The sequence below is a fragment of the Pseudoalteromonas gelatinilytica genome (genome assembly GCF_001641615.1).
Classification (GTDB): Bacteria; Pseudomonadota; Gammaproteobacteria; order Enterobacterales; family Alteromonadaceae; genus Pseudoalteromonas; species Pseudoalteromonas gelatinilytica.
In genome coordinates this window covers 32,725-58,535 of the sequence record NZ_LRRU01000005.1, presented here as the reverse complement: position 1 = coordinate 58,535, position 25,811 = coordinate 32,725, and the positions used below count along the sequence as shown (strand labels likewise).

Sequence of the window (25,811 nt, the reverse complement as noted above, 5' to 3'; positions counted from 1 at the left end):
GACAAGCAATGACTCTGAACGATTTCCTGGCAACATTAGCAAACTCACCACAACAAATTGAATTTACCGACACCATGGCGGTCATAGACAACAATTATGACTTTACCCCAAGCGCTTTTAATAATCATGGGCTGTTAAGTGCGGCTAATGAAAATAATGGTTCGTGTAAAATTTTTGCCTTTGCAAAGCTTAATCAACTAAGTAAACAAAACACCCTAGATTGCTTTGGCGCGTTTTATCGTGATGACGTATTACACAATCCTGAAGGGCAAGACCACATGAACATCCGCACTTTCATGCTTGCCCCAGAAGCAACACCTTTCTTAGGTGTTACTTTTACCGAGCAAGACGTGCTTAAAGCGAAGTGAGTAAAAGCTGATATTTAAAGGCTTTTTTCCATAAAATAACGGCAGCCGTCGAGTGGGTAGTTACGCATTTCATATTTGACTTGGTAGCCGTTGTTTTCGTAAAAGGGTTTAGCTTGGAAATCGAGCGTATCAAGTTGTGCGGTGTTTGCACCAAGCGCTTTAGCTTTACACTCTAATTCAGCGAGTAATCGTGTCGCAAGCCCTTTACCACGCGTCTTATCATCACACCATAGCCAACTAATAAGCAGCCAATTTCCAAATACCTGGCCATGAATACCAGCAACAACAGTGTTTTGTTTATTAACGAATTTAAATCCAACGGGAATACGCTCGGCATTAAAATGCACGGCGTTGAAAGCAACAATTTGTTCTCTTAGCTGGTTGTTGAGATCAGCTGAGTCATCACTTTTTAATTGATACATAGTATATATACCCAAGCCACCTCAAGATGCAGAATTCAGCGTTTCACAGGTGCTTAATATCAAGGCGTTACTTTGCAAGAATGGCAGTCCCTTTTAAGAAGTAACAACGATGAGAGTAAGTGCCTGTGAAGCGCCCAAAGGGTTGGTTTAAATGCAATTTATACTGCGTTATTGATTTTAACAATAGAAACACTATTACTTGCAATCAATGCCTTGCCTAAATCGCATTTAATTCCAACTGAAACTCGCATCTTGAGGTGGTTTGGGTATATAAAATGTTATGACTCAGTATACGCTTATATCGTTAATCAGTATAAGTGGTTCTTACCATAGGGTACTTCAAGCATGTTGCTGGCCAGCTTTTCGGGCTGACCACACATCTCATCATAAGCACTGGTGTGGCGTAAAACCATATCACCATAACTTAAGTGATCGAGGCGCTTTTGAATGTGCAACGGGCTAATATCGCGAATAAACTCACCTTGCTCATCAGTGACATAATATTCAACGTTATTGATCACCACAGACACCTGATACAGTGCCATTTCCAACGAATGAAGGATAACCTTTTGCAGTGGTTGGTGCGCTGCAAGTTCAGATAACTTAATTGCCATGTCGAACCCCTTTTGTATGTAGTACTTCTTATACGCGGGTTTGATATACTGTGATCAAATTAACTGTACAAAAATCACTCATGCTAGAAAAAGTACGACTTGCTAAATTTATTGCCCATGCAGGTGTTTGTTCTCGAAAGCAAGCATCACGCTTGATAGATCAAGGTGAGGTAACAGTAAATGGCCGTGCTGCAAATCACATAGATCACGTTAATGAGCACGATGATGTAATTGTACTTGGCGAAAAAATTTCAGCTAAAGCGCCACTCACCTACTTTGCATATCACAAGCCTGTTGGTATAGATTGCAAATTAAATGCTGACGACCCAACAAGCCTTATTCATAGCCTGCCTAAAACCACTCGCGTTTACCCAATTGGCCGGCTCGACAAGGACTCTCGTGGGTTGTTAATTTTGACTAATGACGGTGAGTTTTGTAATCAACTGATCCACCCTGATTACCACCAACCCAAGCGCTATTTAGTCACCGTAGATAAACCTCTTGATAGTGATTTTTGTAAAAAAATGGCAAACGGTGTGCCTGTAGATAAACAAATAACCCTTCCTTGTGAGGTGACTCAAGTCACCGAAACACAGTTTTGCATCGTCTTAAAGCAAGGTTTAAACCGGCAAATACGTAAAATGGCACGTTTTTGTGGCTACAAAGTCATCGACCTGTACCGCACAGATATCGCAAAACTGTCACTCACCACGCTGAATTTGCCCGAAGGGCAGATAGTCAGTATCAAAAAAAGTGACGTTCTCTAACAAAAAAGTTTGCATTATTTGATTACGCGTGTAATCTTAAATTAAAGATTACATCTGTAGGCATAAAAATGATTGAACTTTCTAAAGCTGAATTTGAAGTATTAGATGCGGTATGGCTTGGCTACCCAGCCACGGCTAGTGAAGTAATTGTGCGTTTAAGTGACGATAAAGAATGGCACGAAAAAACCATTAAAACGCTATTAAGCCGTTTAGTTAAAAAAGGCGCACTAAGCTTCGAGAAACAAGGTCGCCAATATAACTACACCCCTTGCATTGCTCGTGAAGAATACACATTAAAAGAAAGCCAAAGCTTTATTGAACGCTTTTTTAATGGCCGAATTGCGCCGCTGGTGAGTGGCTTTGCTAAATCAGAGCAACTCTCACAACATGATATTGATGAGCTGAAAAAGGTTATCGATGATTGGGAAAAACAGCAAAAATAAGGCGTTGTTATGTTAGATGCATTTTTTAATTGGTTGTTAGATCAACAACTTTTGATCTCATCTGCAATTATGTTTTTATTGCTGCTAGAGCGAAAGTTACTAAGCCAGCTATCGGCGCGCTTGGTTTATACACTGTGGGCGCTTTTACCAATTAGTTTATTGTTAGCGAACCTACCAGAGCACTTAAAGCCAATTCAAAACGACTTTATCAGTAAGCTGACTATCACGCCAAACACAGCAATAATGCCGCAGTTTACGCTCACTTGGTTTGCTATTTATGGCTTTATTAGTGCCGCACTGCTGATCACTGCCGTATATTTTCATTACCGTTTTCTAGCAAAACTGCAATTAGCGCCAATTACCCTTGATCAGCACAGCAACCAAAGCATGCGCTTGTACCAAAGTAATCAGGTGAGTTCACCAATGGTTGTAGGGGTTATAAACACCAAGCTAGTGCTGCCAACAAACTACCAAAGCCATTACAACAGCCATGCTTTAGCACTTATTTTAGAGCATGAATCAGTGCACATTAAACGCAAAGATAACCTAATTAATGCCATCGCTTTATGTGCCACTATTTTGTTGTGGTTTAACCCTGTCGCTTGGCTTGGTTATGCAAGTCTGCGCCGCATTCAAGAGCTTTCATGTGATGAGCAAGTACTCAAAAATAAATCAACTGAACAACGAATTTTATACAGTAAGGCATTAGTGCACTGTGCAAGCTTTAGCAGAACAGGCTTAATGGCTTATTCACAATACGGAGATAAAAACACCATGTTACAACGTCTAAATCAGATCAAGCAGATCGACAACAGCTCATTTATTGCAAAAACAGCGTTAGTTATTTTTACAATGGGCATGCTTAGCAGTTTTGCCATTGCAAAACAGCCGATGTCCGTTGAAAAGACAAAAGACTATCAAGCGGTAATGCGCGTAGAGCCGATATACCCAATTCAAGCGGCAGAGCAAGGTATTAGCGGTTCAGTCGTTTTGAAATACGATATTTTACCAAGCGGCGCCACCAGCAATGTTAGTGTGGTGAGCGCAGAGCCTGAAGGTGTTTTCAATCGAGAAGCGAAAAGAGCCTTAAAACAATGGCAATATGCGCCGTCTGAATCTGGCTTTAAAAATGCCTTAGTGCAACTCGACTTTGCCTTAGATGAAAACTATCAAGCAAAGGATTTAATAGAGAAAATTAAAGTTAGCTCTAAGTAAAAGTAACCACTTAAGACCCTAAAGCAAGCGCCTTATTTAAGCCGCTTGCTTTGTGGTTTTTAACTCATTGGCTTGTGACTAAAGGCAAACAGCAATCATCGCCACAGCACAAACATAACCCACTAGCCAGACTAATGAGCGCAGAATATCTTGGTTTATGTAGTAGAAAATACAATACAACACGCGGGCGATAACATGCATAATTGCTAAGGTTTCTGTCACCTGATAGACATTATTGCTACCTATTACAACTGCCAGCGCGACGGCAAAAATAATTAGTGACTCAAAGCTATTTTGATGTGCAGCCAATGCTCGAGCACCAAAGCCTGTTAGTTTAGCTTGTTGTTCACGCGGATGTTTATTGTCATAGCCTGACAACTTATTTTGTGCAAAAGCCACGGGGGCTTTAGCTAAATAAGGTATGAGCACTGCGATGAGTGCGCAGATAATCAATGTGGTCATGGTATTTCCTTATCTTTTAACTGTAATAGCTCACCCTACCGCAAACAAAAAAAAGCCGCTACTTAAAACAGCAGCGGCTAGCAATAGCATCATTGTCACTATAGCCTAATGACAGCATAAAAGCCCTGCGGCATATTGTCACAGCTGAGTTTTTCTCAAGTTGGTCGATAAGCTAATGCTCTCATACTTTGGTTTTGTTACTCTAATTGCCTCTCCTCATTAATTTATTTTCAATATGACTTGGATTTTCTTAACTATTTTTGCGGCATTTATGCAGTCGTGGCGCAACGCTCTGCAAAGTAAACTCAGTGTAACTGTGAGTGTTGCCGGGGTAACACTTGCTCGCTTTATCGTTGCCAGCCCAATTGCTGCCTTGTATTTATTTGCACTTTATCAGTATCAAGACGCCGCACTTCCTGATTTTAATCTCGCTTTTATTGGCTACATTGTTGGTGCCAGTATCGTCCAAATCGTTGCCACTGGTTTGATGGTAAAACTGTTTAAAATGAATAACTTTGCAGTCGGCGCAGGGCTTGCCAAAAGTGAAGCACTGATGGCGGCGATTTTAGGTGTAATGTTCTTTGGCTCAGCACTGTCATTGCTAGGTTGGGTTGGCGTATTTATTGGTGCAATTGCGGTATTGCTATTAAGTGGCATCGCGAATGTTAAACACTTTAATTTGGGCACCGCACTGCTTGGGCTTGCCTGTGGTACTTCATTTGCTCTTTCATCGTCATGGATCCGTGAGGCAAGTTTAAATTCAGGACTGACTTTTCCACACTCAGCAGCTTGGGTGTTAGTGCTGATAATTAGCTTACAAACACTGATGCTGTGCGTGTATATTGCATTAAAAGAGCGCGATACATTTAAGAAAATGTGGCATCACAAAGGCACCACGACCGCTGTTAGTGTTTGTAGCTGTTTAGGTTCTATTGGTTGGTTTAGCGCCATGAGCTTGCAGCATGTTGCTTATGTAAAAACATTGGGGCAGATAGAAGTATTCTTTACCATTTTGGTATCGATTCTTTGGTTAAAACAACCGCTAAAACGCCAAGACACGGCGGGGCTTGTGTTAATTGCACTGGCAGCCATTCTGGTAATGCTACCCAATTAGGTGCGTTTCTAGTCATTAAAAAAGCGGCTATTGCCGCTTTTTTAATGACTAATTTTGAGCGTTATCACTCCGCTAATTATCAGCAGTACTCCGGCAATGCGGCCAAATGTGGCGGCATCACCATAAAATAAAATACCGACCAAGAAAGTGCCCGCTGCACCGATCCCTGTCCATACAGCATAGGATGTCCCCATCGGAATATCCTTCTGCGCCAACCACAACATAAAGCCACTAGCGACCATAAAGGCGACGGCTATTGCAATGCCTAACCAGCGGCTGTCTGCCTGTTGAGACATCTTAAGGCCAACAGGCCAGCCAATTTCTAACAGACCTGCGACAATTAAATACAACCACGCCATTATTGATCTCGCTTTTTCAAGATCACGTCATACAAATCTTCACGGCGGTCTTTTAAGTTTCTTACCGTACCTTCACTGTGAAGAATTTTCAGTTTATCCATATCTAAATCACTGAATAACAGCATTTCGGTATTCGGTGTTGCTTCATTCAAGGTCGCATCATGCGGGAATGAGAAATCAGATGGGGTAAGCACTGCCGATTGTGAGTACTGTACATCTAAACTTTCTACCTCTGGTAGGTTACCAACCGAGCCTGCAATCACAACATAACATTCATTTTCGATTGCACGTGCTTGCGCACAATGACGAACACGTAAGTAACTGTTTTTAGTATCCGTCCAAAATGGCACGAACAAAATATCCAGCCCTTGCTTAGCGAGAATACGCGACAGCTCAGGGAACTCAACATCGTAACAAATTTGAATACCGACACGACCCGCATCCGTTTCAAATACCGCAATTTTGTCACCGCCTTGGATCACCCAGTCATTTTGCTCATGGGGCGTAATATGAATTTTGCGCTGCTCATCAATTTTACCGCTACGGTGGCACAAATAGCTGACATTATAAATCTTGTCATCTTCTGCGAGCGGCATTGAGCCGGTGATAATATTGGCATTGTATTCAACCGCCATGCGCGACATCGCATCACGGAATGTTTCTGTGTATTCGGCCAGATAGCGAATTGCTTCCGTTTGATTACTTTGCTCAGTGAGCCCCATTAATGGAGCATTGAAAAATTCCGGAAACAGAATAAAGTCACTTTTATAGTCAGACACCGTATCAACAAAATATTCCACCTGCTTGAGCAGTTCTTCCACAGACTCAACACAGCGCATTTGCCACTGTACAGCACCGACACGCACAATTGATTTAGTCGACTCAAGTACCGTATCAGTGGGCTCAAACATAATATTATTCCACTCTAGTAAAGTGGCATAACCAACGGATTCCTGATCTTCAGGAAGATACTTTTTAAGTAAACGTTTAACTTGGAAATCATTAGATAGCTGAAAGCTTAAAATCGGATCGTACAGCTCTTTGTGGTCAACTTTTTCGATGTACTCCATAGGAGACATCTCTGCACTGTGATTGTAATATCGCGGAATTCGCCCACCCGCTAAAATAGCGCGTAAGTTGTACTGACGGCACAGCTCTTTTCGTGCATCGTATAAACGTCTGCCAAGTCGCATCCCTCGATGAGTCGATGAAATAACCACATCCAAACCATAAAGTGCATCACCCTCAGGGTCACTAAATACTCGGTCGTGACCATCAACAATGTCTTCGTAGGTATGAGGGTTAGAAAAGCGCGCGTAATCTACCTGCACACTCAAGGCGATGCCCACCAAGACACCATCATCGACGATGCCTATTTGCCCTTCCGGAAACTGGTCTATCAGCCTAAAAATAGTGTGGCTAGGCCAAGCCCCACCAAGCCCTGGATAGGCTTGATCCATCAGAGTTTTGATTTGTGGATACTGTTCTTTAGTGAGATTACAGATCGCTAAATGCGTTTTTTCCGCCGGCATAGATACTCCTTTTTTAGGCACGAGAGAATAATCACAGCAAACATTGAGTCAGTATGTTTCTTGATTTGCTTTAACTAGAGTGGCATCAATTGCAAACTCTGCCAAGCCCTAAGCTTAGCAAACTCGATGTGAACAAACGCTTAGCCTCATTCATAAACAGAACCTACCTAAGTTTACAAAGCAAAAGCGAGCAATTATAAACCTGCATTGTTCAGCTTTTAATCTATAATTATGCTACTTCCATGTGTATTAGAGGTTGGATTGATCAAACATTTATTAAAACAATCAAAGCAATCTGGCTTAGAAGAAATTGAACACGTTAAATTTCTGATTATTTCCAAAATCGCATACTTTGCGCTAATTGTTCATGCTTTGCTGATCCCCGCATTTGCCCACATAGGGGCGAACATGCTTGCGTTAGTTAATATTTTGAGCGTGTTTGCTTGGGCCAGCGGTATCTTCTTAATTAAGCAAGGACTGACTTCGCTAGCACTCAGAGTATTTTGTCTAGAAGTAATTATTCATGCAGTGATTGTCTGCGCCACCCTAGGCTTAGGTGCAGGCTTTCAATTTTACTTGTGGACAGTGTCTTGTATTTTAATGATCGATTATCAATTAACCTTTAAACGCGCTGCTTTTTATAGCCTAATGATGATTGCGACATTCGCCCTGCTGTATGTATTTTTTGCAGATGTTCAGTACAGTTTTGCTTACCCTGAACTCCTCCCACACGTGAATGTGATCAACATCATTATTGCTGGCTTACCTATGGTCTACGGCATGGGTCTAATTAGAGAAATCACCTTGTCACAACGTGTTGAGTTAACCGACATGGCCGCTCGCGACCCACTCACTAAACTCTATAACCGCCGTTTTGCAAAAAAGCTGATTACTGCTGCACATCAAAAAAGCATCGAGCTTGAGAGCAACCTTTGCATTGTTATGGCTGACATCGATAAATTTAAAAATATTAATGACAATTACGGCCACGAAAAAGGTGATACGGTGCTCATTAATGTCGCAAGGCTCATTCGCCAATTTATTGATGATGACGATATTGCGGTACGTTGGGGGGGTGAAGAGTTTTTAATTTTATTAACCAATACAGATGCAAAACAAGCCTTTGCAAAAATTGAAGCGCTACGTTTAAAAATCGCCGAATTAGAGGCGCATCACGAGTTTCCTGATCTCAATGTCACCATGAGTTTTGGGCTTATTGAATGGCAACCGCTCGCTTCAATAGAAAAAATGCTACAGCACGCCGATGAGGCGCTGTATAAAAGTAAGCATGCAGGGCGCAACCAAACAACCGTTGCCAAAGGCCAACACCCTGCTTTTAAAGATGCTGATGCGGTTAATTAACCGCATCGATAGTGATACTGTGGGCAATCTCTTGCGGCAATAATGGTGTTAAACCATTACTGACATAATCATTAAATCCTGCGCGGTAAAATTCTGACAATGGGTGCCCAGACTGCCCTCCCGGAATTGCCATAATTGCTTTATCTAAGTGCCCAGGTTGGACAATAAAGCGCTGCGAAGCGCCAAAGCTACGTCCTTGCACCGAAGGCATAAAGGTATCACCAAACCCTGGCGCTGTTGGCATATTCAGTAAACTTTTCAATGCGGGTATTTGCTTAGCAAATGGGTGCTCAATCACTAATTCGTTAACCTTGCCCCACTCCCAGCTGTGCGGGTTTTTACCGTATTGCTCGGTTAGTTTGGTGATAACGCGATCAAAAGCTCCTACCATTTGCTGTTGCCAGTTTGCATACTCAGGATTTAACCATGCCTGAGGCTGCTCTTCGATAAGTTGCCAAACAGCGGGCTCTAAGTCTCGCTTTACTGGTTTTAAGCTACTATCGAGGGCTTTTAGCTTATTCTCTAACGGACTAAATAAGCCATTAATCACTTCACTGCGGTAGCGTTTGACTAGGGTGTAGCCAATTGAGTCGCTACAAGCACACGCCTGCCAATTATTTAGCTCTTTTAAATACAGGGCATATTTATCGCCGGCAGCGCTAAGCTGTTTGACCAGCAGTTTATGCCAAGCCGTTAAGAAACGCGCTTCGTTATCATGTTGTAAGTCGTAAAAATCGTGTTCGTTAAACTGCTGCTTTTCAAATAGGCGATCGCGAATTTGTGCCGAGCGAGCCCCCATTGCATAACCACCATTACCAAAGCGCTGATCATCCTCTGCTGAAACGACTCGTGAGTTGCCTGTCCATAATCGGCCACTTTCTGGATTTTTTACAAATGGACGCTGCGTTTCGTTATCATGCCATGCTGCAGGATACGCTTGCTCTGAAACAGCTAATTGATGCGGAACTTTACGGGCAGGCACAGCCCCCATATTCTTCCAAGCTGCATTACCTTTATCATCAACGACCATTAAATTTTGTACAGGAATTCCCACCTCAGCAGCAAGTGCTAATGCATCGTCAACAGTGTTTGCTTGCTCAAGCTTAAGTAATTCCATATCAACCGCATACTCATGGTGAGCAACCCAACTTAGCGCATAAGGTTTGCCGTTAATTTCTTTAACCGGGCCGTACTCACTCATGGTTAAAGCGTAATTTTCGCTGTTGCCGTCATTGAGTAAAATTGGTTCATCTATTTGCCAGGTTTTCTCTTTACTCTCAAGTGCGACCCAATCCGCTGTATCTAAATAACCGTTAGTGAATCCCCACGCAATTTTATTATTGGTCCCAACAACAATGGCAGGAGCGCCTGGTAAAGACACACCAGTGATTTGTTGCATTTCGCCATTGAGAGGGTAATTAAGCTGAGCACGGTACCAAATGATTGGCACTGCAAATGATAAGTGCATATCGTCAGACAGCATGGCTGCACCGGTTTCAGTTAGCTGCCCAGTTACAGCCCAGTTATTACTGCCAAGTTCTTTTCGGTCGGCAATCTCTGTCATAGCCCATTGAGCGTCTTTAAGATTAGGAATACCGCCGTCATAAGGCGCTAATTGGCTGTTATCGAGTGCAGCTTGATAGAGGCTAGGCTGCGTAATAAAGTCAACCATCTCCTTGCCATATAAATCTTCGATTTCGATCAATGCTTTGTCACGCTGAAACGTCGTCGATTGCAAATCAAGGTACATGCTAAAAATGATTAGCAAGCTATCTTCACTTTGCCAAGGCTTTGCTTCAGCGCCAGTGAGTAAATACTCAAAACTATCATAGCCAACTTGTGCATGGCCTTCATTGACTCCATTCGCATACGCTTTTAATAGCGCTTTATCTTTAGCGGGTAATTGTGCAACCGCAATCTGACTACGTTTACGTAGCTGATGAAAGCGCATTTTTTTATCAAGTCCAATAGCGGCTTTACCAAATAACTCGCTGAGTTCGCCAGCAGCATTACGGCGCAGTAAATCCATCTGAAAGAATCGATCCTGACCATGCGCAAAGCCTAATGCATAGGCCGCATCTAAACGGTTTTCGGCATGAATAACAGCTTGCCCCAACGTATCTCGCTCGATCTTGACAGACTGCGCAATAGCGCCACTTTTACCACGGCCATCAAGTGCCGGTAAACTTAAGTTTAATACGCCATAAACAAGCCCGGTTGCGAGTAACACCACCACGAACAAACCTATGAGTAACCATTTGATTATCTTAAACATGCCAATTATCCTTGCGCTAAAGTAACACTATATTAACCTGAGTTTTGTGAAAGAATAGTGTTGCGATACAAATAATTGCAATTAGTACTCTTAGTCTACTGTTCATTGTTAATTACCACAGAAATTGTCTATAGTAGGTAGAAAGTATAAAACCCGATATTTCTCATGCCGCTAGCCACCGAAACAGATAATAAAAAGCTGCAAAAACTGAAGCTAGCCTTCTGGGTTTCACTCGCCTGTGTGGTGGTAATTGGCTTCGTCATCGACCAAATTAATTACAGCCGTGAGAAAGATGCTTTTCGGGCGCAGGAGCTTGCAAAAATCAGCGCCTATCGTGCAGAGCTCGAAGCCACCTTAGTATCTAACATTCAACTTGTTAGGGGCCTTGCCGTTGCCGTTGCTGCCGAACCCAATTTAGACCAAGCTCGCTATGAGCAAATAGCCGCGCCCTTATTCGCAACCTCTTCAGAACTTAGAAACATCGGTGCAGCACCGGATATGATTATCCAAATGACTTATCCTCTCGCAGGCAACGAAAAATCCATCGGGCTAAACTTTTTAGAAAATCCAGCACAGCGTGATGATGCGATTAGAGCTCGAGATGAAAATCGTATTGTTATGGCAGGCCCTTTGGAGCTTGTACAAGGAGGCCAAGCGCTGATAGCAAGAATGCCGGTGTTCATTCCTCCTGAGAACACTTTTTGGGGACTCCTCTCGGTCGTACTCGATGTAAATAAAATCTATAGCAATTCGGGTTTGATTGCGCTTAGCCAGCATTATGATGTTGCACTGCAAGGCCGTGGTGGTCGCGGTTTACAAGGCGATTTTTTCTATGGCTCAGAAGATATACTTAACACAAAACCTCTAAGCTTTACGATAAACCTGCCCGGTGGTGAGTGGCGCATGTATGCCTCGCCAAAATCTGGCTGGCAGCCACCAAGCTCTGCTGTTTGGCCTCTAAGATTCGCCATTATTTTGTTCTGCATTTTGTTTGCTTGTGCTTCACTATTCTTTTTGCGCATGGTTGAAAGACAGTACAAAAGCGAACGCATGTTAGAAACCATGAGTAGCCTTGCCAAAGTGGGTGCATGGTCATTTAACCTTGAAACAAAAACCGTGTATTGGTCAGATATGACCAAGCAAATATTTAAGTTTCCACTGAATGTTCAACCTGAGTGGCCTGCTAACTTTACCCATTTCAAAGCTGGCGAAAGCCGCGATAAAATTCGCCGTTTGAACGAGCGCGCAATCAAGTATGGTGAAAGTTTTGAAACACAAGTTGAGATCATCACTGCAGAAGGTGATGAAATTTGGGTGCTGCTACATGGTGAAGCCGAACACAAAAATGGTCGTTGTATAAAACTTTTTGGCTCACTGCAAAATATTGATACCCGTAAACGTGTTGAGCTCGAAAATAACAAAATCGCCTTACATAACGAGATTTTAGCGTCTCTCACCGTCAATGATGCGGTACTGACAGGTAATCTAAACCTCTCCAAGCATGTTATTGTGCAAGCCATTTGTCATGCATTTGATATAGATCGCGCCAGTATCTGGCTATTCAGTGACGATCGACAATCGCTCAACACCTTTGCCATTCACGATCAGAGCCAACCCGAATTTAATGAAGCCATATCGTTGCAACAAATTGAATTTCAAAACTATTTTGATGCCATTAATAATCACGCAGTAATTAATGCCAGCGATGCCCAGCAACACCCTCTGACAAGTGATCTTCGTAGCAATTACCTAGATTGGTTTAATATACGCTCAATGTTAACGGTGATTATTCCCACAGGGAGTAAAAGCATGGGGGTGGTGTGCGCTGAAAAATGCTTTACACGTAGGCATTGGAGTAAAAATGAAGAAAGCTTTTTAATTGCCGTTGCCGCACTCATTGGTAGTTTGCATGCCAGCCAACGTCGTATAGAGACCGAACAACAACTCGTTCAAGCAAAAGAAGCTGCAGAACAAGCCGTAAAAGCCAAAAGTGAATTTTTAGCGAGTATGAGTCATGAGATCCGCACCCCGATGAATGGCGTGATCGGCATGCTCAATATCATTAAACAAAGCAAGCTAGATAGCCAACAAAACCACCATCTTGAACTTGCGCAATCATCAGCAGAGTCTTTACTGCATATCATTAATGATATTTTAGATTTCTCTAAAATTGAGGCTGGTAAACTCGATATTGAAAATGTCAGCTTCAACGTGTCTAAATTACTAGGCGACACAATCGAATCGTTTGCTATTAAGGCTGAACAGAACAATACCAAACTACTGCTTGATACAACGAATCTTCATCACGGGTTTATTATCAGTGACCCCAATCGGATTAGGCAAATCATCAATAACCTAGTGAGCAACGCGGTTAAATTCACAAAAGATGGTGAGATAATTGTTATCGCCAAGCTCGAAACTAGCAATGAAGAATTGTTCTTGAACTGCTCTGTTATTGATTCGGGAGTGGGAATTAAGCCTGAAAAGCAAGCCACTTTATTTGACTCATTCACGCAAGCAGATGCCTCTACCACCCGTCAATACGGCGGTACGGGGCTTGGCCTTGCAATTGTAAAACAGCTTTGTCAGTTGATGGCTGGAGATGTCAGTGTCGTTAGCTCATACGGAGAAGGCAGCACCTTTAATTTCTCAGTAAAGGTTAAACGTGATCACACGAAACATGCGCCAGAGCCAAGTCATATTATTGATAAAAAACATATCTTAATTGCTGATAGCTGTAAGCTCAGCAGCAATATCGCCAAAAAGCAATTGCAGTTGTGGGGAGCTGAGGTAGAAACTTACAGCGATATGCCAAACTTATTAAATCGCGCAGCCATGCCTGATAATAAGGGCTGCGATGCAATTCTAATAGATTATAAGTTTTATAACAGTGCTACTAAAGAATTGCAGAAAGAGTTCTTAAACTACTTCAATGCCACCAGCTGCAAGCGTATTTTAATGGCGCCTATGAGCCTAACAGAAAAACAAACAAGACAAACCTTAAAAGTTGAGAGTATTATCTTTAAACCATTAACGCAGTCTGATTTATTTAATGCTCTTGCGAACGACAAGTACATTGAACAGCAGCAGGTTAATAAAGAAACCCTAATTACCAAAGTGATGACAAACAGCGGTAGCGCTGAGTCGCAAGTGTTGCTGGTTGAAGATAATAAAGTAAATCAGATGGTGGCAGGTTCGTTGCTAAAACAAGCAGGCATTAGTTTTGATATTGCCGAAAATGGCCTTGAAGCGATTGCAAAACTTTCAAGCCGAGAACAAAGCCCCTATCAATTAGTGTTAATGGATTGCCAAATGCCAGAAATGGATGGTTACCAAGCAACACGAGCCATTCGGGCAGGTGAAGCAGGCGCAGCTCATCAGGGAGTTAATATCGTCGCACTCACTGCAAATGCGATGCAAGGTGACAAAGAGCGTTGTTTAAACGCAGGTATGAACGACTATGTTACCAAACCCCTAAAATTTGACTCGCTCAATAAAAAGTTAACAGTGTGGCTAACCACTGAAGAATAAAGAAAGAGAGTAAAACCATGCAATTATCATCAATTCAACAACGTGTTATTGGCTGTTTACTCGAAAAGCAAAGTACAACACCCGAACATTATCCATTATCTTTAAACTCACTGACTAATGCATGTAATCAAAAATCTAACCGTGAGCCAGTATTGTCTCTCACTGAAGCGCAAGTCCAAGATACACTCGATGAGCTTATTGCATCACGCTTAGTGACGGTTGATGAAGGGCTATCAGGGCGTGTAAATAAATACGCTCACCGCTTTTGTAATACCGAATTTGGCAGTTTGCAATTTACTGAGCAGCAACGAGCCATAATTTGTTTGTTACTGTTACGTGGCCCGCAAACACCAGGCGAACTGAGAACTCGCAGCAACCGCCTCGCTGAGTTCAGTAACGTCAATGAAGTCGAAGCCGCATTAAATGCACTTATAGAGCAAGAACATGTTGCGCGCTTAGCACGAGAGCCAGGCAAGCGAGAGAGCCGCTACATGCACTTATTTGTTGACCCAGACAGCATTACTGAAGACATGGCAAGTAACGAGCCGATGCAGGATAACAGTAGTGAAGTGCAACAATTACGAAGCGAAATCGAAGATCTTAAGCAGCAAATTAACGCAATAAAAGCGCATTTAGGTCTTTAATAAAAACTGCGCCCGTAACATAATGTACTAAACGCTGACAACCACAACGAAAAATAGGAGCTCTACCATGCGTGCCGACATTCTGGCGGAAATGAAAGTCCAACCAACTATTGATGTAAAAGCGGAAATCACCCGTCGTGTTAACTTTCTTAAAAGCCGACTTATTGCTGCGCACTCTCGCTCACTTGTATTAGGGATCAGTGGCGGTGTTGACTCATCAACCTGCGGCCGTTTATGCCAATTAGCGGTGGATGAATTAAACCAAGAACATAACACCAACGAATATCAATTTATTGCTGTGCGCTTACCTTACGGCGTACAAGCAGACGAAGACGAAGCACAACTAGCCGTTGATTTTATTCAACCGAGTAAACGTATGACGGTTAACATCAAAGCGGCTGTCGATGGCATGCATGAACAAGCAATGGCCGCGGTTGTTGGTGGTGGCGCCGAATTGCCAGAACAAGCTAAAATCGACTTTATCAAAGGTAATGTAAAAGCACGCCAGCGCATGGTTGCACAATATGAAATTGCCGGCTTCTGCCAAGGGTTAGTTGTTGGTACCGATCACAGTGCAGAGAACATCACTGGTTTTTACACAAAATTTGGTGACGGAGCGTGTGATTTAGCCCCCCTATTTGGTTTATCAAAACGTCAAGTTCGTGCACTTGCTGAGCACTTAGGTGCGCCAGCAGTACTTGTGCATAAAGCCCCGACTGCCGATTTAGAATGTGATCGCCCAGGCCTGACTGACGAAGAAGCGCTTGGCCTCACTTACGATCAAATTGATGATTTCTTAGAAGGTAAAGACGTCAGTAGTGAAGTTGAAGAAAAGCTGACTGGCATTTACTTACGTACTCAGCATAAGCGCCAAGCGATCCCAACTGTTTACGATGCGCTTTAAACAACACTCAGCAATTCATAAATCGTAAATGACACCTCGAGGGCAATGAGTAGAAATAAAAAGCTAATGAGTTGCCCGCTTTTCACTTTTGCACACACATAAGCACCAAGCGGTGCGCCAAGCACCACAACAGGAATTGCAGCTAATAAGTAGGCTTGAATTTGTGAGTTAATTGTCTCGAGGTAAAAATAATTCACGATACTTGCAACGACAGACGTCACAGCCATAATGATCACCGTGGTTGCCGTTGCACGTTGGATATTCGCGTTATAAGCAATAACTAACAGCGCAAAAATAGCAATATCGGCGCCCGACCCTACCAACCCTGATGCAACACCACCCAGCGTTGCAATCAACGCGACCCGCGTTTTATTCACAATAATCTTTGTTTGGCTACAAATATGCTGAGCTCGGCGATAAATACGCCATGCTAAGGTCAACGCAAAACATAATAATAGTGCGCTAAAGACCCCTTTCACCGCTAACCTTGGTAAATGATCAGCAATGAACAATAAACTCAATACAGCGCCTAAAATAGCCATTGGCGTCGCGATTAACACCACTTGTTTGTAGTAAGGGATACGGCTAAAAATAATTGTTAAAGCTGCTGCTGTCATACCAAAGCTTTGGATAGCAAGAGAGAACACTTTCGCTGTCGCAGGTTCAATTGCTAATAGTTTGGTCATTACCGGAAACGCTACCGCACCGCCTCCTAGAGCCGTGCCACCAGCAACAAATGAGCCAACGGCCATCGTTGCAGCAATACTCAATTGCGCCACAAAATTACTCACCGCATTAGCAGGCCCTTGCGAAAGCAATAAAGTACTGTAAACAGCGATTATAAATAGCCATGGCACAGTCCGTAGCCAGCTAAATGATTTTATGACAGCAAACATAGTGAAAAAGAAAAGCATCAAGTATGGCTATTATGCCTGAGACAGAAAACCGAGCAACTGATCTATGTTTGACAGTATCGCGTAGAAAGTTTGGCAACATGATTGCAGTAAAGATGAAATAGTTCTGTAATTTGGTTTATAGTTGTTACAGTTATAGCCATTAAATACATTACATTTCGTATTAAAAATCTAAGGTTTTATATTATTTTATGTCATCGCCCATATTAATTACTGGCGCAGGCCAACGTATTGGACTCGCTCTGGCCGAGCACTTTTTAGCGCAAGGGCAAGAAATCATAGTCACTTATCGTACCCGCCATGCAGCAATAGATGTGCTTGCAGGAAAAGGTGCTACTTGTCTTCATGCCGATTTTAATAGTGACCAAGCTATCGGGCATTTTATCGAAGAATTAAAAACCCATACCAATCAGCTCAAAGCAATTATCCATAATGCGTCTAGCTGGGATTGTGAGGAAAATAACCACGATTACGCAGACCTGTTTGATAACATGATGCGTATTCACGCCAAAGCGCCTTATTTAATTAATCTAGCAGCTTCTGATTTGTTGCTGCATTATCAGCAAAACAGTGGCCAAGCCGCAGATATTATTCACCTAACCGATTATGTGGTTGAAAAAGGTAGCCCTAAGCACCTTGCTTATGCAGCAAGTAAAGCGGCGCTTGATAATTTAACCAAGTCGTTTGCCGCTAAATTTGCACCAGCCATTAAAGTGAATGCTATCGCTCCCTCGCTTATCATTTTTAACGAGCACGATAGCGACGAATACAAAGCAAAAACATTAAAGAAATCGCTAATGGGCATTGAGCCCGGCTGCGCCGAGATTATTAACAGCGTAGAACTATTACTAAACAGTCACTACATCACAGGTCGCTCTATGCCTGTTGATGGTGGCAGACATTTAAAATAACGAATTACTGAGAAAGCTATGCACGATGATTTAAAAAACAGTTACCAACAAATAATTAGCGCAGTGGGTGAAGATCCTGCTCGTGAAGGACTACTCGACACACCAAAACGCGCAGCAAAAGCAATGGAATACCTAACTAAGGGTTATCGTCAAACGTTAGACGAGATCACCAATAATGCGGTATTCACTTCAGATGCCGATGACATGGTATTGATCCAAGACATTGAGCTTTACTCTATGTGTGAGCATCACTTGCTGCCATTTGTTGGCCGCTGTCATATCGCTTATATCCCTAACGGCAAAGTACTTGGTTTATCTAAGTTTGCGCGAATTGTTGACATGTATGCGCGTCGTTTCCAAATTCAAGAACAATTAACCCATCAAATTGCTAAAGCAGTTGAAGAAGTAACTGGCGCGAAAGGTGTTGGCGTAATCGTTGAAGCAAAACACATGTGTATGATGATGCGCGGCGTTGAAAAGCAAAACTCAAGCATGCGTACATCGGTTATGTTAGGTAACTTCAGAGCCGATCCAAAAACCCGTAACGAGTTTTTACAACTAGTTAGAGGGTAATGATGGCCAACGCAATTATTAATGTCACTAACCTCAGGCTACGAACCTTTATAGGTTTTAACCCTGAGGAACGTGAGAAAAAGCAAGATGTAGTGATTAATTTAGAAATTCACTATCCCGCTGATCAAGCTTGTGAGACTGACGCAGTCGATAAAGCACTAAACTACAAGACCATCACCAAAGAAGTGATCAGCCTTGTCGAAGAAGGCCACTTTTTGCTGTTAGAAAAATTGGTTGCTGAAATTTTAGCAATTTGCCACCAGCATCAAAGTGTTCACTATGCCAAAGTACGCGTCGATAAACCTCATGCGCTGCGCTTTGCTGATTCAGTATCACTGACCCTTGATTGGCTAAAAGGTTAAAATAATTTATCAAGTCCAAGAGCAAAGGCAAGCACAGCTAAATAACGTGCGCCTTTGCCTAGGGTCACGAGTAACAAAAAGATTGAAAACTTAACCCTAAAAATTCCGCCAACAACCGTTAAAGGGTCGCCGATAATAGGCAGCCAAGCAAACAACAAACTGTAAACACCGTACTTATTAAATTGCTGTTCGGCTTTGTCTATCGAGTTTTGTGAAACAGGAAACCATTTACGGTCTTTAAATCGCATAACCTGCGTGCCCAGCCAATAATTCACACAACTCCCAAGCACATTACCCACGGTTGCACTTAGCCATAACAACCAAAGTAGATAGTCACCACTGGCTATCATTGCAGTCATCACTAATTCTGAAGAGCTAGGTAATAAGGTTGCGGAAATAAACGCGCTGAGAAATAACGATAAGTAGGCCATAAACATCACATAAAAAAGCTCAGCAAATGGCTGAGCTTTTAGTATATGGCAATTAGTTTACTTTATAAATTCTATCGCCATAGGGTATTTAACTTCTTTACCATCGTTGGCTTTAATCGCCGATACGACCACCATAATCAATGATAATAGCGCAACCAATGGCAACAGAATGACACCAACGACAACAAACATCAGCATAAAGCAGACAATGTAGGCGATCATCATGGTTAATTGAAAGTTTAATGACTTGCGTCCATGCTCAGCTACAAGTGGCATTTCTTCTTTTTTTACAAGCCAAACAATCAAAGGTCCAATCACTGAGCCGAACGGGAAAAGCAAGCCGGCTAAGGCACTTAAGTGACAAAACATTGCCCATGTGCGCTGCTCTTTATCTGCCACAATTATTTCAACCTTTTGATTATCATCCATTTTAAATTCCTTGTTATGGGTCTGTTTGTCTCTCTACTATAAACTGTAATGACCTTTTACCCTAGCTAAATTGGTTAAATTTAATACTCCAAACCAACACTAAAGACTGTAATCAACGCTGTGATAAAAATGTGATAACTTTGTGAGAGTTTCTGGATATTGCTATTCGATACTGGTTTTGAATCATCAAAAACAGGAATCTCACATGAAAGCTTTACCTTTAACTTTGTTCGCTGCATGCGCAGTAACTAGCCTTGCAAGCCAAGCTGCTGAGCTTGATATAAAACTAACTAACCTCACGCAAGGTTTACACTTTACCCCTATCCTCATTACAGCTCATAACAGTGATAGCAAACTTTTCAGCGTTGCTATGCCTGCTTCTACAGCCCTACAAACTATGGCTGAAGGTGGCAATCTCGAGCCATTAATGACTGAAGCCACAGCCGCAAACAGCGACATGGTTGCCAATCCAGCTGAAGGTTTACTGGCACCAGCAAGCTCAACGATGGCGAGCTTATCCACCAAGGATGGCAATAACTACTTATCTCTAACAGCCATGCTACTGCCTACCAATGATGGCTTTGTAGGTTTAGATAGTTGGATGATCCCAACAGAAGCTGGTACCTACACTGTTTATCTCAATGCCTATGATGCGGGCACCGAAGCCAATGATGAGCTTGTTGTTGAAGGCTCAGGCATGCCGGGCACGCCAGGTATTCCTGCTGCACCGGGTGGCAATGCGGGTATGAATGGCAGCGGCGTCACCAGTAGCGAAACGAATATGATGGTGCATATTCATCCGGGTAACTTAGGCGACGACGATTTAGAAGCGGGGATAAGTGACCTCGATAACACCGTACACAGATGGTTAAATCCAGTTGCGATGCTAACAGTTACGGTTAAATAGGAGGTTATTATGCGCTTTTCAAAAAGCTTAATTATCCTCGCATTGAGTGCCAGCCTTGCGGCCTGTGGGGATTCAGATAATAACGAGGTGGAAGTAACAGATCCTGTAATGCCCGTTATGAGCTATGAATTTACAGTACAAGTTACGAATTTAACCAATGCCCAACCATTGTCACCGATTGCAGCCATTGCTCACTCTGAGGGTATGCTTTGGCAAATAGGTGAACCAGCTTCTGCTGCGCTCGAATTAATGGCTGAAGGAGGAGATAACAGTGAATTATTAGCAACTGATTTTGCTATGGCCTCAAGCTCAGCTGAGAGTCCACTCCCTCCAGGTGAGCAAGTCACTTTAATGCTGAGTACTGAGCAGCTTGATTCATTAAAAATCAGCTTAGCGACCATGTTGGTGAATACAAATGACGCGTTTACCGGTCTTAATGCAATAGACGTGTCTTCGTTAGCGGTTAATGAGTCACTGTCTCGCACTAGTTTTGCCTATGATGCAGGCACAGAGGCTAACTCTGAAGCACAAGGCACGATCCCAGGCCCTGCCGACTCAGGCGAAGGCTACAACGAAATGCGTGACGATATTAACCGTGTTGCAATGCACCCAGGTGTGGTTAGTCAAGATGATGGCCTGACAAACTCAGTGCTCACCAGCCAGCATAAGTTTGATAACCCGGTTGCTCGGATCACGATAACGCGGACGCAATAATAATCGCACTCCTTACACAGAAGGTCATAAGGATGTGCCTCTGTGATTTGGAGTGAGCCATGCGCCAAGAAAAATTATTAATCGTCGAAGATGATAGAGCAATCCGCCAACTTATTAGCACACAATTGCACTGCCTAAACTTACATATTGATGAAGCCTCGAGCGCAGAAACTGCAATAAAGAAGCTTGCCAGCTCAAGTTATGGCTTAGTACTGCTTGATATTAACCTGCCACAAATGGATGGCTTGAGCTTATGTCGCAAAATTAAAGAGCACTACCCAAGTATTGCCGTTATTTTACTGACCGCACTCAGTAGCGATATGGACAGAGTGATTGGTCTGGAAATGGGCGCTGATGATTACATTTGCAAGCCGTTCTTCGCTAGAGAGTTACAAGCACGAATAAAAACACAATTACGGCATAGGTCACAACTTATAGCAGCTCAATCACACCATGAAGATAGCGCTCAAGCGGCAATTCAACTTGGAGAGCTACACATTGAATTTGCCAGCCACCAAGCATTTTTAGCTGACCAAGTAATTAACTTAACCGCCACCGAATTTGATTTACTGGTCTACTTTGCCAAACACCCAAACCATGTTTTTAGCCGCCAGCAGCTACTAGACCAAGTATGGGGCTATCAACACAGCGGCTACGAGCATACGGTTAATTCCCATATAAACCGTTTACGCAGTAAGTTTGAGCAACATCACTCAGCCAATTTTATCGAAACAGTTTGGGGTGTAGGCTATAAATTAAACCCCGGTCAATTGAGTGCAAACTAATGAAATCAATGACGCTTTATCAAAAACTCGCTTGGTCATTAGTGATTATTTTTAGCCTGTTGTGCGCACTTGTTTTAAATTGGAGTAAGCAATTAGAGCAAAGCTCGGTACACCATGCTCAGCAAAATTTGCACCTCCAATTAGCCGAACATTTAGTGCATGATAACCCACTGATCCAGCAAGGTGTGTATGACTATAAGGCACTAGAAAACTTATTTCACACGCTGATGATACTTGGTCCGGCATTTGAATTTTATTTTGTAGATCCAGAAGGTCATTTACTGACTTATTCCGCCAAACCGGGGCAAGTCGTGAGGCAACAAATAAACTTAAGCCCGATACAGCAGCTGCTCGACAACCCCACTGCCACGCCAATTTATGGTGACGATCCACGTAGCAACGATGGCGTAAAAATTTTTTCGACCGCACCAGTTTATAATCAGCAACAACTGCAAGGCTATTTGTACGTGATAATTGGCGGGCAAGCTTACGATACAACCCTTAAAAACATTAAAGCCAATGATAACCTTTGGCTAGCCGCAATGTGGTTTATAGCCGCCTTAGTTGCGCTCTTTATTGCGATGTTGCTGTTATTTCGGTTTTTCACCTTACCGCTCAAAAAACTCAATAAAGAGCTTAATAAAATAGAAGCGGCTAACTACAGCCTAACCAAAATGTCATTGGACTCTAGCTATACAGCTGATGATGAAATTGGCAATTTAAGCAAAGGCGTCAATGCCATGCTGGCGCGTATTGATGAGCAATTTCAGTCATTACAGCACGCTGATAGACAACGCCGTGAGTTGCTCACTCATTTATCACACGATTTACGTACGCCACTCTCTTCACTGCACGGCTTTTTGGAGGTGATCAATAAACCGGATAGCCACTTAAACGAGCCTGAGCAACGTCATTATCTCAACCTTGCAATGGATAACTGCCAGCAACTAAAACAGCTGATTGAACAAATTTTTGAGCTGGCTAATTTAGAGTGCGGCCAAGTGAAAATACAATCCGAGACCTTTAATTTGGGCGAGTTGATTTATGATTGTGTGGCAAAGCTTGCTCTAACAGCGCAATCAGCAGGTATTTCGCTCAAGGTTATTCCCGAAATTTGCGATTTTACCGTGACAGCAGATATTGCAAAATTAGAGCGGGTGCTTACAAACTTAATCGAAAATGCCATTCGGCACACCCCAAATGGCGGTGAAATAGCCGTTAAAGTTAGCCAGCAAAGTGATCAGTTATACGTGGCAGTGTCTGATACCGGGGTTGGTATTCATGAGGATGAACTCAATGCGATTTTCGAACCTCATTATCAAGCACGTAATAGTATAAAACGAGGCTCAACAGGCTTGGGACTTGCTATTTGCAAGCAACTGCTCACCCTAATGGATAGTGAAATAAACGTAAAAAGTACCCTAGGAAAAGGCAGTGAATTTCGTTTTAATTTAGCAATGCAGGCATCCGCTTAATCACGGATGCCTGTGTTGTTATTATTTTTCGATACCCGCTAAATCGAGCATAAAGGCGTAATATAAAGCGGTATCTTGCAAGCTTTTAAAGCGCCCAGAAGCACCACCGTGCCCTGCTTCCATGTCGGTTTTGAACAGCAGCAAGTTATCATCGGTTTTATATTCACGTAGCTTAGCAACCCATTTTGCAGGCTCAAAATACTGAACTTGAGAGTCGTGTAAGCCGGTGGTGACTAACATATTTGGGTAAGCCTGCTTCTTAACTTGGTCATACGGCGAATATGACAGCATGTAATCGTAATAGACTTTATCATTCGGGTTGCCCCACTCGTCATACTCATTCGTTGTCAGTGGTAAGCTGGCATCTAACATGGTCGTGACTACATCAACAAAAGGCACTGCTGCAATCACCCCTTTATAAAGATCAGGCGCTTGATTCACAACAGCCCCCATTAGTAAGCCACCTGCACTGCCACCCATGGCAAAGATATTATCCTTATCACCATACTTTTGAGCTGCTAATGATTTAGTCACATCAACAAAGTCATTAAAGGTGTTTTGTTTTTTCAGCAACTTGCCGTCTTCGTACCAAGGACGACCCAGCATTTGTGAGCCACGGATATGCGCAATCGCAAACACAAAACCACGATCAAGTAAGCTTAATCGAGAGCTAGAAAAGCTCGGATCCATGGTCGCACCATACGAACCATAACCATATTGCATAAGCGGATTCGAGCCGTCTTTTTTGAACTTGTCTTTACGATAAACAAGGCTCACAGGAACATCGACACCATCTCGGGTGGTCACGTAAACTCGCTCAGAGGCATAATTGTCAGGATTAAAATCACCTAACACTTTACGCTGTTTAAGCAGGGTTTTTTCGCCACTTTCTAGGTTGATATCGTAGCTGCTGCCTGGCGTCGTCATACTTGAATAGTAAACACGTAAGTTAGGGTTATCTAACTCACCATTACCATAACTAAAGACCATATAAGTTGGGTCATTAAACGCTACGACTTGCTCTTGTTGGTTACGAAGGTCACGAATAGTGATACGGGTTTGCCCCATTTCTCGCTCTTCGTATACCAAATGATTGTTAAATAACTCGATGCCTTCAAGCTTTACGTTATCACGACCAGCAATTAGCGTTTGCCATTGCGCTTTATCATGCGCTTTATCGCGGTGCACTTTCATAAGTTGAAAGTTAACTGCATTTAAATTAGTAACAATGTAATACCAATCGCCTAACTTTTTGATGTCATATTCAAGCCCTGCTTCGCGTTCAATAAAACGTTTTGGCATTGCTTTGACATCATTAGCATCAATAACCGAGACGCCAGATGCACTGGTGCTACCATGACTAATATAGATCTCTTGTTGGTCTTTGCTCTTGTAAATACCGGTGTAATAACTAGTGTTTTCCTCTTCGTAAACGAGTTCATCGTCAGCTTGCGGGGTGCCTAGCGTATGGCGATATACTTGGTAGCCTAACAGCGTTTGTAGGTCTTTTTTGATGTAGTAAAAGGTTTTGTTGTCATTCGCCCACACGACATCACCTTCTGTGCCTTCAAGGCTTTCTGTGAGCATTTTACCTGTGGTTAAATCTTTTACTTTAATTGTGTAAATACGGCGACTCACGGTATCTTCACCATAAGCAAGCAAATTGCCATTTGGGCTCACAGCTAAACCGGTTACGGCAAAATAGTCATGATTTTTAGCAAGCTCATTCACATTTAAAATAACCTGCTTATCTTCTCCTAGGCTATCTTTGCTGCGTACATAAACCGGGTATTCGTCATCACCGCGCGTTTGTGAGAAGTAGTAATATTCCCCTTTTTTTGTCGGTACGGTATCGTCATCTTTCTCAATACGCCCTTTAAGCTCTTCGAATAGGGTGTTTTGTAGCGTTTGAGTATGTGCCAGTTTACTTTCAACATACGCATTTTCAGCATTCAAATGAGCAATAACAGCGGCATCTTTGCGTTCATCATCACGCATCCAATAGTAGTTATCGATACGTGTGTCACCATGAATGGTCATTTCATGAGGTATTTTTTTGGCGACGGGTGCTGCAATCTGAACTTGCTCTGTAATAACAGCTTGTTCTTTATTATCTGGGACTTTATTACACGCTGATAGAACAGCTAAAGAGAGTGCCGCAAGGCAAAGTGAATGGCCAACTTTCATGGGATTCCTGTGTTCGTTTTTATTATTCCGTCTCCAATATAAGTAAAAAAACTGCAATATATAAGTAGCCTTTGTGAAGCAATGTAAAAAGGGAGCCGAAGCTCCCTTTTA

Annotated in this window: 26 protein-coding genes; 16 read left to right on the top strand and 10 right to left on the bottom strand. The window is 42.6% G+C overall.

The window, feature by feature from the left end; translation table 11 throughout:
• Window positions 1–8 precede the first annotated feature (8 nt).
• Complete coding sequence (locus NH153_RS02550) at window positions 9–368, top strand: HopJ type III effector protein (protein ID WP_063700655.1); 360 nt, start codon at window positions 9–11, stop codon at window positions 366–368.
• 14 nt (window positions 369–382) lie between these two features.
• Here the strand turns inward: NH153_RS02550 and NH153_RS02545 are convergent, their stop codons facing one another.
• Complete coding sequence (locus tag NH153_RS02545) at window positions 383–790, bottom strand: GNAT family N-acetyltransferase (RefSeq protein WP_063700652.1); 408 nt, start codon at window positions 788–790, stop codon at window positions 383–385.
• Window positions 791–1,098: 308 nt separating this feature from the next.
• The gene (locus NH153_RS02540) at window positions 1,099–1,404 is read right to left on the bottom strand and encodes a DUF6482 family protein (RefSeq protein ID WP_063700650.1); all 306 of its coding nucleotides are present in this window, start codon (window positions 1,402–1,404) and stop codon (window positions 1,099–1,101) included.
• A gap of 80 nt (window positions 1,405–1,484) precedes the next feature.
• Between NH153_RS02540 and NH153_RS02535 the strand changes: the two genes are divergently transcribed.
• The 3 genes from NH153_RS02535 to NH153_RS02525 all read left to right on the top strand — a co-directional run bounded on the left by NH153_RS02535 (window position 1,485) and on the right by NH153_RS02525 (window position 3,829).
• Window positions 1,485–2,171: a pseudouridine synthase gene (locus tag NH153_RS02535; protein ID WP_063700715.1), complete on the top strand. Its 687-nt coding sequence runs from the start codon at window positions 1,485–1,487 to the stop codon at window positions 2,169–2,171.
• Between the two features lie 68 nt (window positions 2,172–2,239).
• Window positions 2,240–2,614 (top strand): BlaI/MecI/CopY family transcriptional regulator, encoded by a 375-nt coding sequence (locus NH153_RS02530; RefSeq protein ID WP_063700649.1) that lies wholly within the window; start codon window positions 2,240–2,242, stop codon window positions 2,612–2,614.
• Between the two features lie 9 nt (window positions 2,615–2,623).
• A complete protein-coding gene (locus NH153_RS02525) occupies window positions 2,624–3,829 on the top strand; it encodes a M56 family metallopeptidase (RefSeq protein WP_063700647.1) in 1,206 nt (401 codons plus the stop codon).
• 78 nt (window positions 3,830–3,907) lie between these two features.
• On the opposite strand, the gene NH153_RS02520 is transcribed toward NH153_RS02525, so the two are convergent.
• Complete coding sequence (locus tag NH153_RS02520; protein WP_063700644.1) at window positions 3,908–4,291, bottom strand: MAPEG family protein; 384 nt, start codon at window positions 4,289–4,291, stop codon at window positions 3,908–3,910.
• A 235-nt stretch (window positions 4,292–4,526) separates the two neighbouring features.
• On the opposite strand from NH153_RS02520, the gene NH153_RS02515 reads away from it, so the two are divergent.
• Window positions 4,527–5,405: a DMT family transporter gene (locus tag NH153_RS02515; RefSeq protein ID WP_082873973.1), complete on the top strand. Its 879-nt coding sequence runs from the start codon at window positions 4,527–4,529 to the stop codon at window positions 5,403–5,405.
• A 41-nt stretch (window positions 5,406–5,446) separates the two neighbouring features.
• Here the strand turns inward: NH153_RS02515 and NH153_RS02510 are convergent, their stop codons facing one another.
• Window positions 5,447–5,764, bottom strand: a complete 318-nt coding sequence (locus tag NH153_RS02510) for a DMT family transporter (RefSeq protein ID WP_054554646.1) — start codon at window positions 5,762–5,764, stop codon at window positions 5,447–5,449.
• Window positions 5,764–7,296, bottom strand: a complete 1,533-nt coding sequence (locus NH153_RS02505; RefSeq protein WP_063700640.1) for a carbon-nitrogen hydrolase family protein — start codon at window positions 7,294–7,296, stop codon at window positions 5,764–5,766. The genes NH153_RS02510 and NH153_RS02505 overlap by 1 nt, the downstream gene beginning before the upstream one ends.
• 261 nt (window positions 7,297–7,557) lie before the next feature.
• On the opposite strand from NH153_RS02505, the gene NH153_RS02500 reads away from it, so the two are divergent.
• The gene (locus NH153_RS02500; RefSeq protein WP_233999161.1) at window positions 7,558–8,658 is read left to right on the top strand and encodes a GGDEF domain-containing protein; all 1,101 of its coding nucleotides are present in this window, start codon (window positions 7,558–7,560) and stop codon (window positions 8,656–8,658) included.
• Here NH153_RS02500 and NH153_RS02495 read toward each other — a convergent pair.
• Entirely contained in the window at window positions 8,651–10,933 is a 2,283-nt protein-coding gene (locus NH153_RS02495; protein ID WP_063700637.1) for a penicillin acylase family protein, read from the bottom strand. The genes NH153_RS02500 and NH153_RS02495 overlap by 8 nt on opposite strands.
• 165 nt (window positions 10,934–11,098) lie before the next feature.
• Here NH153_RS02495 and NH153_RS02490 point away from each other — a divergent pair, with 165 nt between their 5' ends.
• The 3 genes from NH153_RS02490 (at window position 11,099) to nadE (ending at window position 16,012) form a co-directional block, all read left to right on the top strand.
• Complete coding sequence (locus tag NH153_RS02490; protein WP_063700635.1) at window positions 11,099–14,464, top strand: response regulator; 3,366 nt, start codon at window positions 11,099–11,101, stop codon at window positions 14,462–14,464.
• 17 nt (window positions 14,465–14,481) lie between these two features.
• On the top strand, window positions 14,482–15,108 hold the full coding sequence (locus NH153_RS02485) for a YceH family protein (RefSeq protein WP_063700634.1): 627 nt from the start codon (window positions 14,482–14,484) through the stop codon (window positions 15,106–15,108).
• A 67-nt stretch (window positions 15,109–15,175) separates the two neighbouring features.
• Window positions 15,176–16,012, top strand: coding sequence for an NAD(+) synthase (gene nadE, locus NH153_RS02480; RefSeq protein ID WP_063700632.1), 837 nt, complete (start codon window positions 15,176–15,178; stop codon window positions 16,010–16,012).
• Here the strand turns inward: nadE and NH153_RS02475 are convergent.
• On the bottom strand, window positions 16,009–16,908 hold the full coding sequence (locus NH153_RS02475) for a sulfite exporter TauE/SafE family protein (protein WP_063700711.1): 900 nt from the start codon (window positions 16,906–16,908) through the stop codon (window positions 16,009–16,011). The genes nadE and NH153_RS02475 overlap by 4 nt on opposite strands.
• A 209-nt stretch (window positions 16,909–17,117) precedes the next feature.
• On the opposite strand from NH153_RS02475, the gene folM reads away from it, so the two are divergent.
• Genes folM through folX form a run of 3 tightly spaced genes read left to right on the top strand, consistent with a single transcriptional unit; the run spans window position 17,118 to window position 18,772 of the window.
• The gene (folM, locus tag NH153_RS02470) at window positions 17,118–17,837 is read left to right on the top strand and encodes a dihydromonapterin reductase (protein WP_063700630.1); all 720 of its coding nucleotides are present in this window, start codon (window positions 17,118–17,120) and stop codon (window positions 17,835–17,837) included.
• 18 nt (window positions 17,838–17,855) lie between these two features.
• Entirely contained in the window at window positions 17,856–18,410 is a 555-nt protein-coding gene (gene folE / locus NH153_RS02465) for a GTP cyclohydrolase I FolE (RefSeq protein WP_063700628.1), read from the top strand.
• 2 nt (window positions 18,411–18,412) lie between these two features.
• Window positions 18,413–18,772 carry a dihydroneopterin triphosphate 2'-epimerase gene (gene folX / locus NH153_RS02460; RefSeq protein WP_063700626.1) on the top strand — a complete coding sequence of 120 codons (360 nt, stop codon included), beginning with the start codon at window positions 18,413–18,415 and terminating at the stop codon, window positions 18,770–18,772.
• On the opposite strand, the gene NH153_RS02455 is transcribed toward folX, so the two are convergent.
• Window positions 18,769–19,203, bottom strand: a complete 435-nt coding sequence (locus NH153_RS02455) for a YqaA family protein (RefSeq protein WP_063700624.1) — start codon at window positions 19,201–19,203, stop codon at window positions 18,769–18,771. The genes folX and NH153_RS02455 overlap by 4 nt on opposite strands.
• 57 nt (window positions 19,204–19,260) lie before the next feature.
• The gene (locus NH153_RS02450; RefSeq protein ID WP_063700622.1) at window positions 19,261–19,632 is read right to left on the bottom strand and encodes a DUF4870 domain-containing protein; all 372 of its coding nucleotides are present in this window, start codon (window positions 19,630–19,632) and stop codon (window positions 19,261–19,263) included.
• Window positions 19,633–19,837: 205 nt separating this feature from the next.
• Between NH153_RS02450 and NH153_RS02445 the strand changes: the two genes are divergently transcribed.
• The 4 genes from NH153_RS02445 to NH153_RS02430 are packed head-to-tail and all read left to right on the top strand — an operon-like array spanning window position 19,838 to window position 23,513.
• Window positions 19,838–20,539 carry a spondin domain-containing protein gene (locus NH153_RS02445; RefSeq protein ID WP_063700620.1) on the top strand — a complete coding sequence of 234 codons (702 nt, stop codon included), beginning with the start codon at window positions 19,838–19,840 and terminating at the stop codon, window positions 20,537–20,539.
• A gap of 9 nt (window positions 20,540–20,548) precedes the next feature.
• Window positions 20,549–21,253, top strand: a complete 705-nt coding sequence (locus tag NH153_RS02440) for a spondin domain-containing protein (protein WP_054563701.1) — start codon at window positions 20,549–20,551, stop codon at window positions 21,251–21,253.
• 59 nt (window positions 21,254–21,312) lie between these two features.
• Window positions 21,313–22,038 carry a response regulator transcription factor gene (locus tag NH153_RS02435; protein WP_063700619.1) on the top strand — a complete coding sequence of 242 codons (726 nt, stop codon included), beginning with the start codon at window positions 21,313–21,315 and terminating at the stop codon, window positions 22,036–22,038.
• A complete protein-coding gene (locus NH153_RS02430) occupies window positions 22,038–23,513 on the top strand; it encodes a sensor histidine kinase (protein ID WP_063700617.1) in 1,476 nt (491 codons plus the stop codon). The genes NH153_RS02435 and NH153_RS02430 overlap by 1 nt, the downstream gene beginning before the upstream one ends.
• Before the next feature lie 21 nt (window positions 23,514–23,534).
• Here the strand turns inward: NH153_RS02430 and NH153_RS02425 are convergent, their stop codons facing one another.
• Window positions 23,535–25,700 (bottom strand): S9 family peptidase, encoded by a 2,166-nt coding sequence (locus tag NH153_RS02425; RefSeq protein WP_063700615.1) that lies wholly within the window; start codon window positions 25,698–25,700, stop codon window positions 23,535–23,537.
• Window positions 25,701–25,811 lie beyond the last annotated feature (111 nt).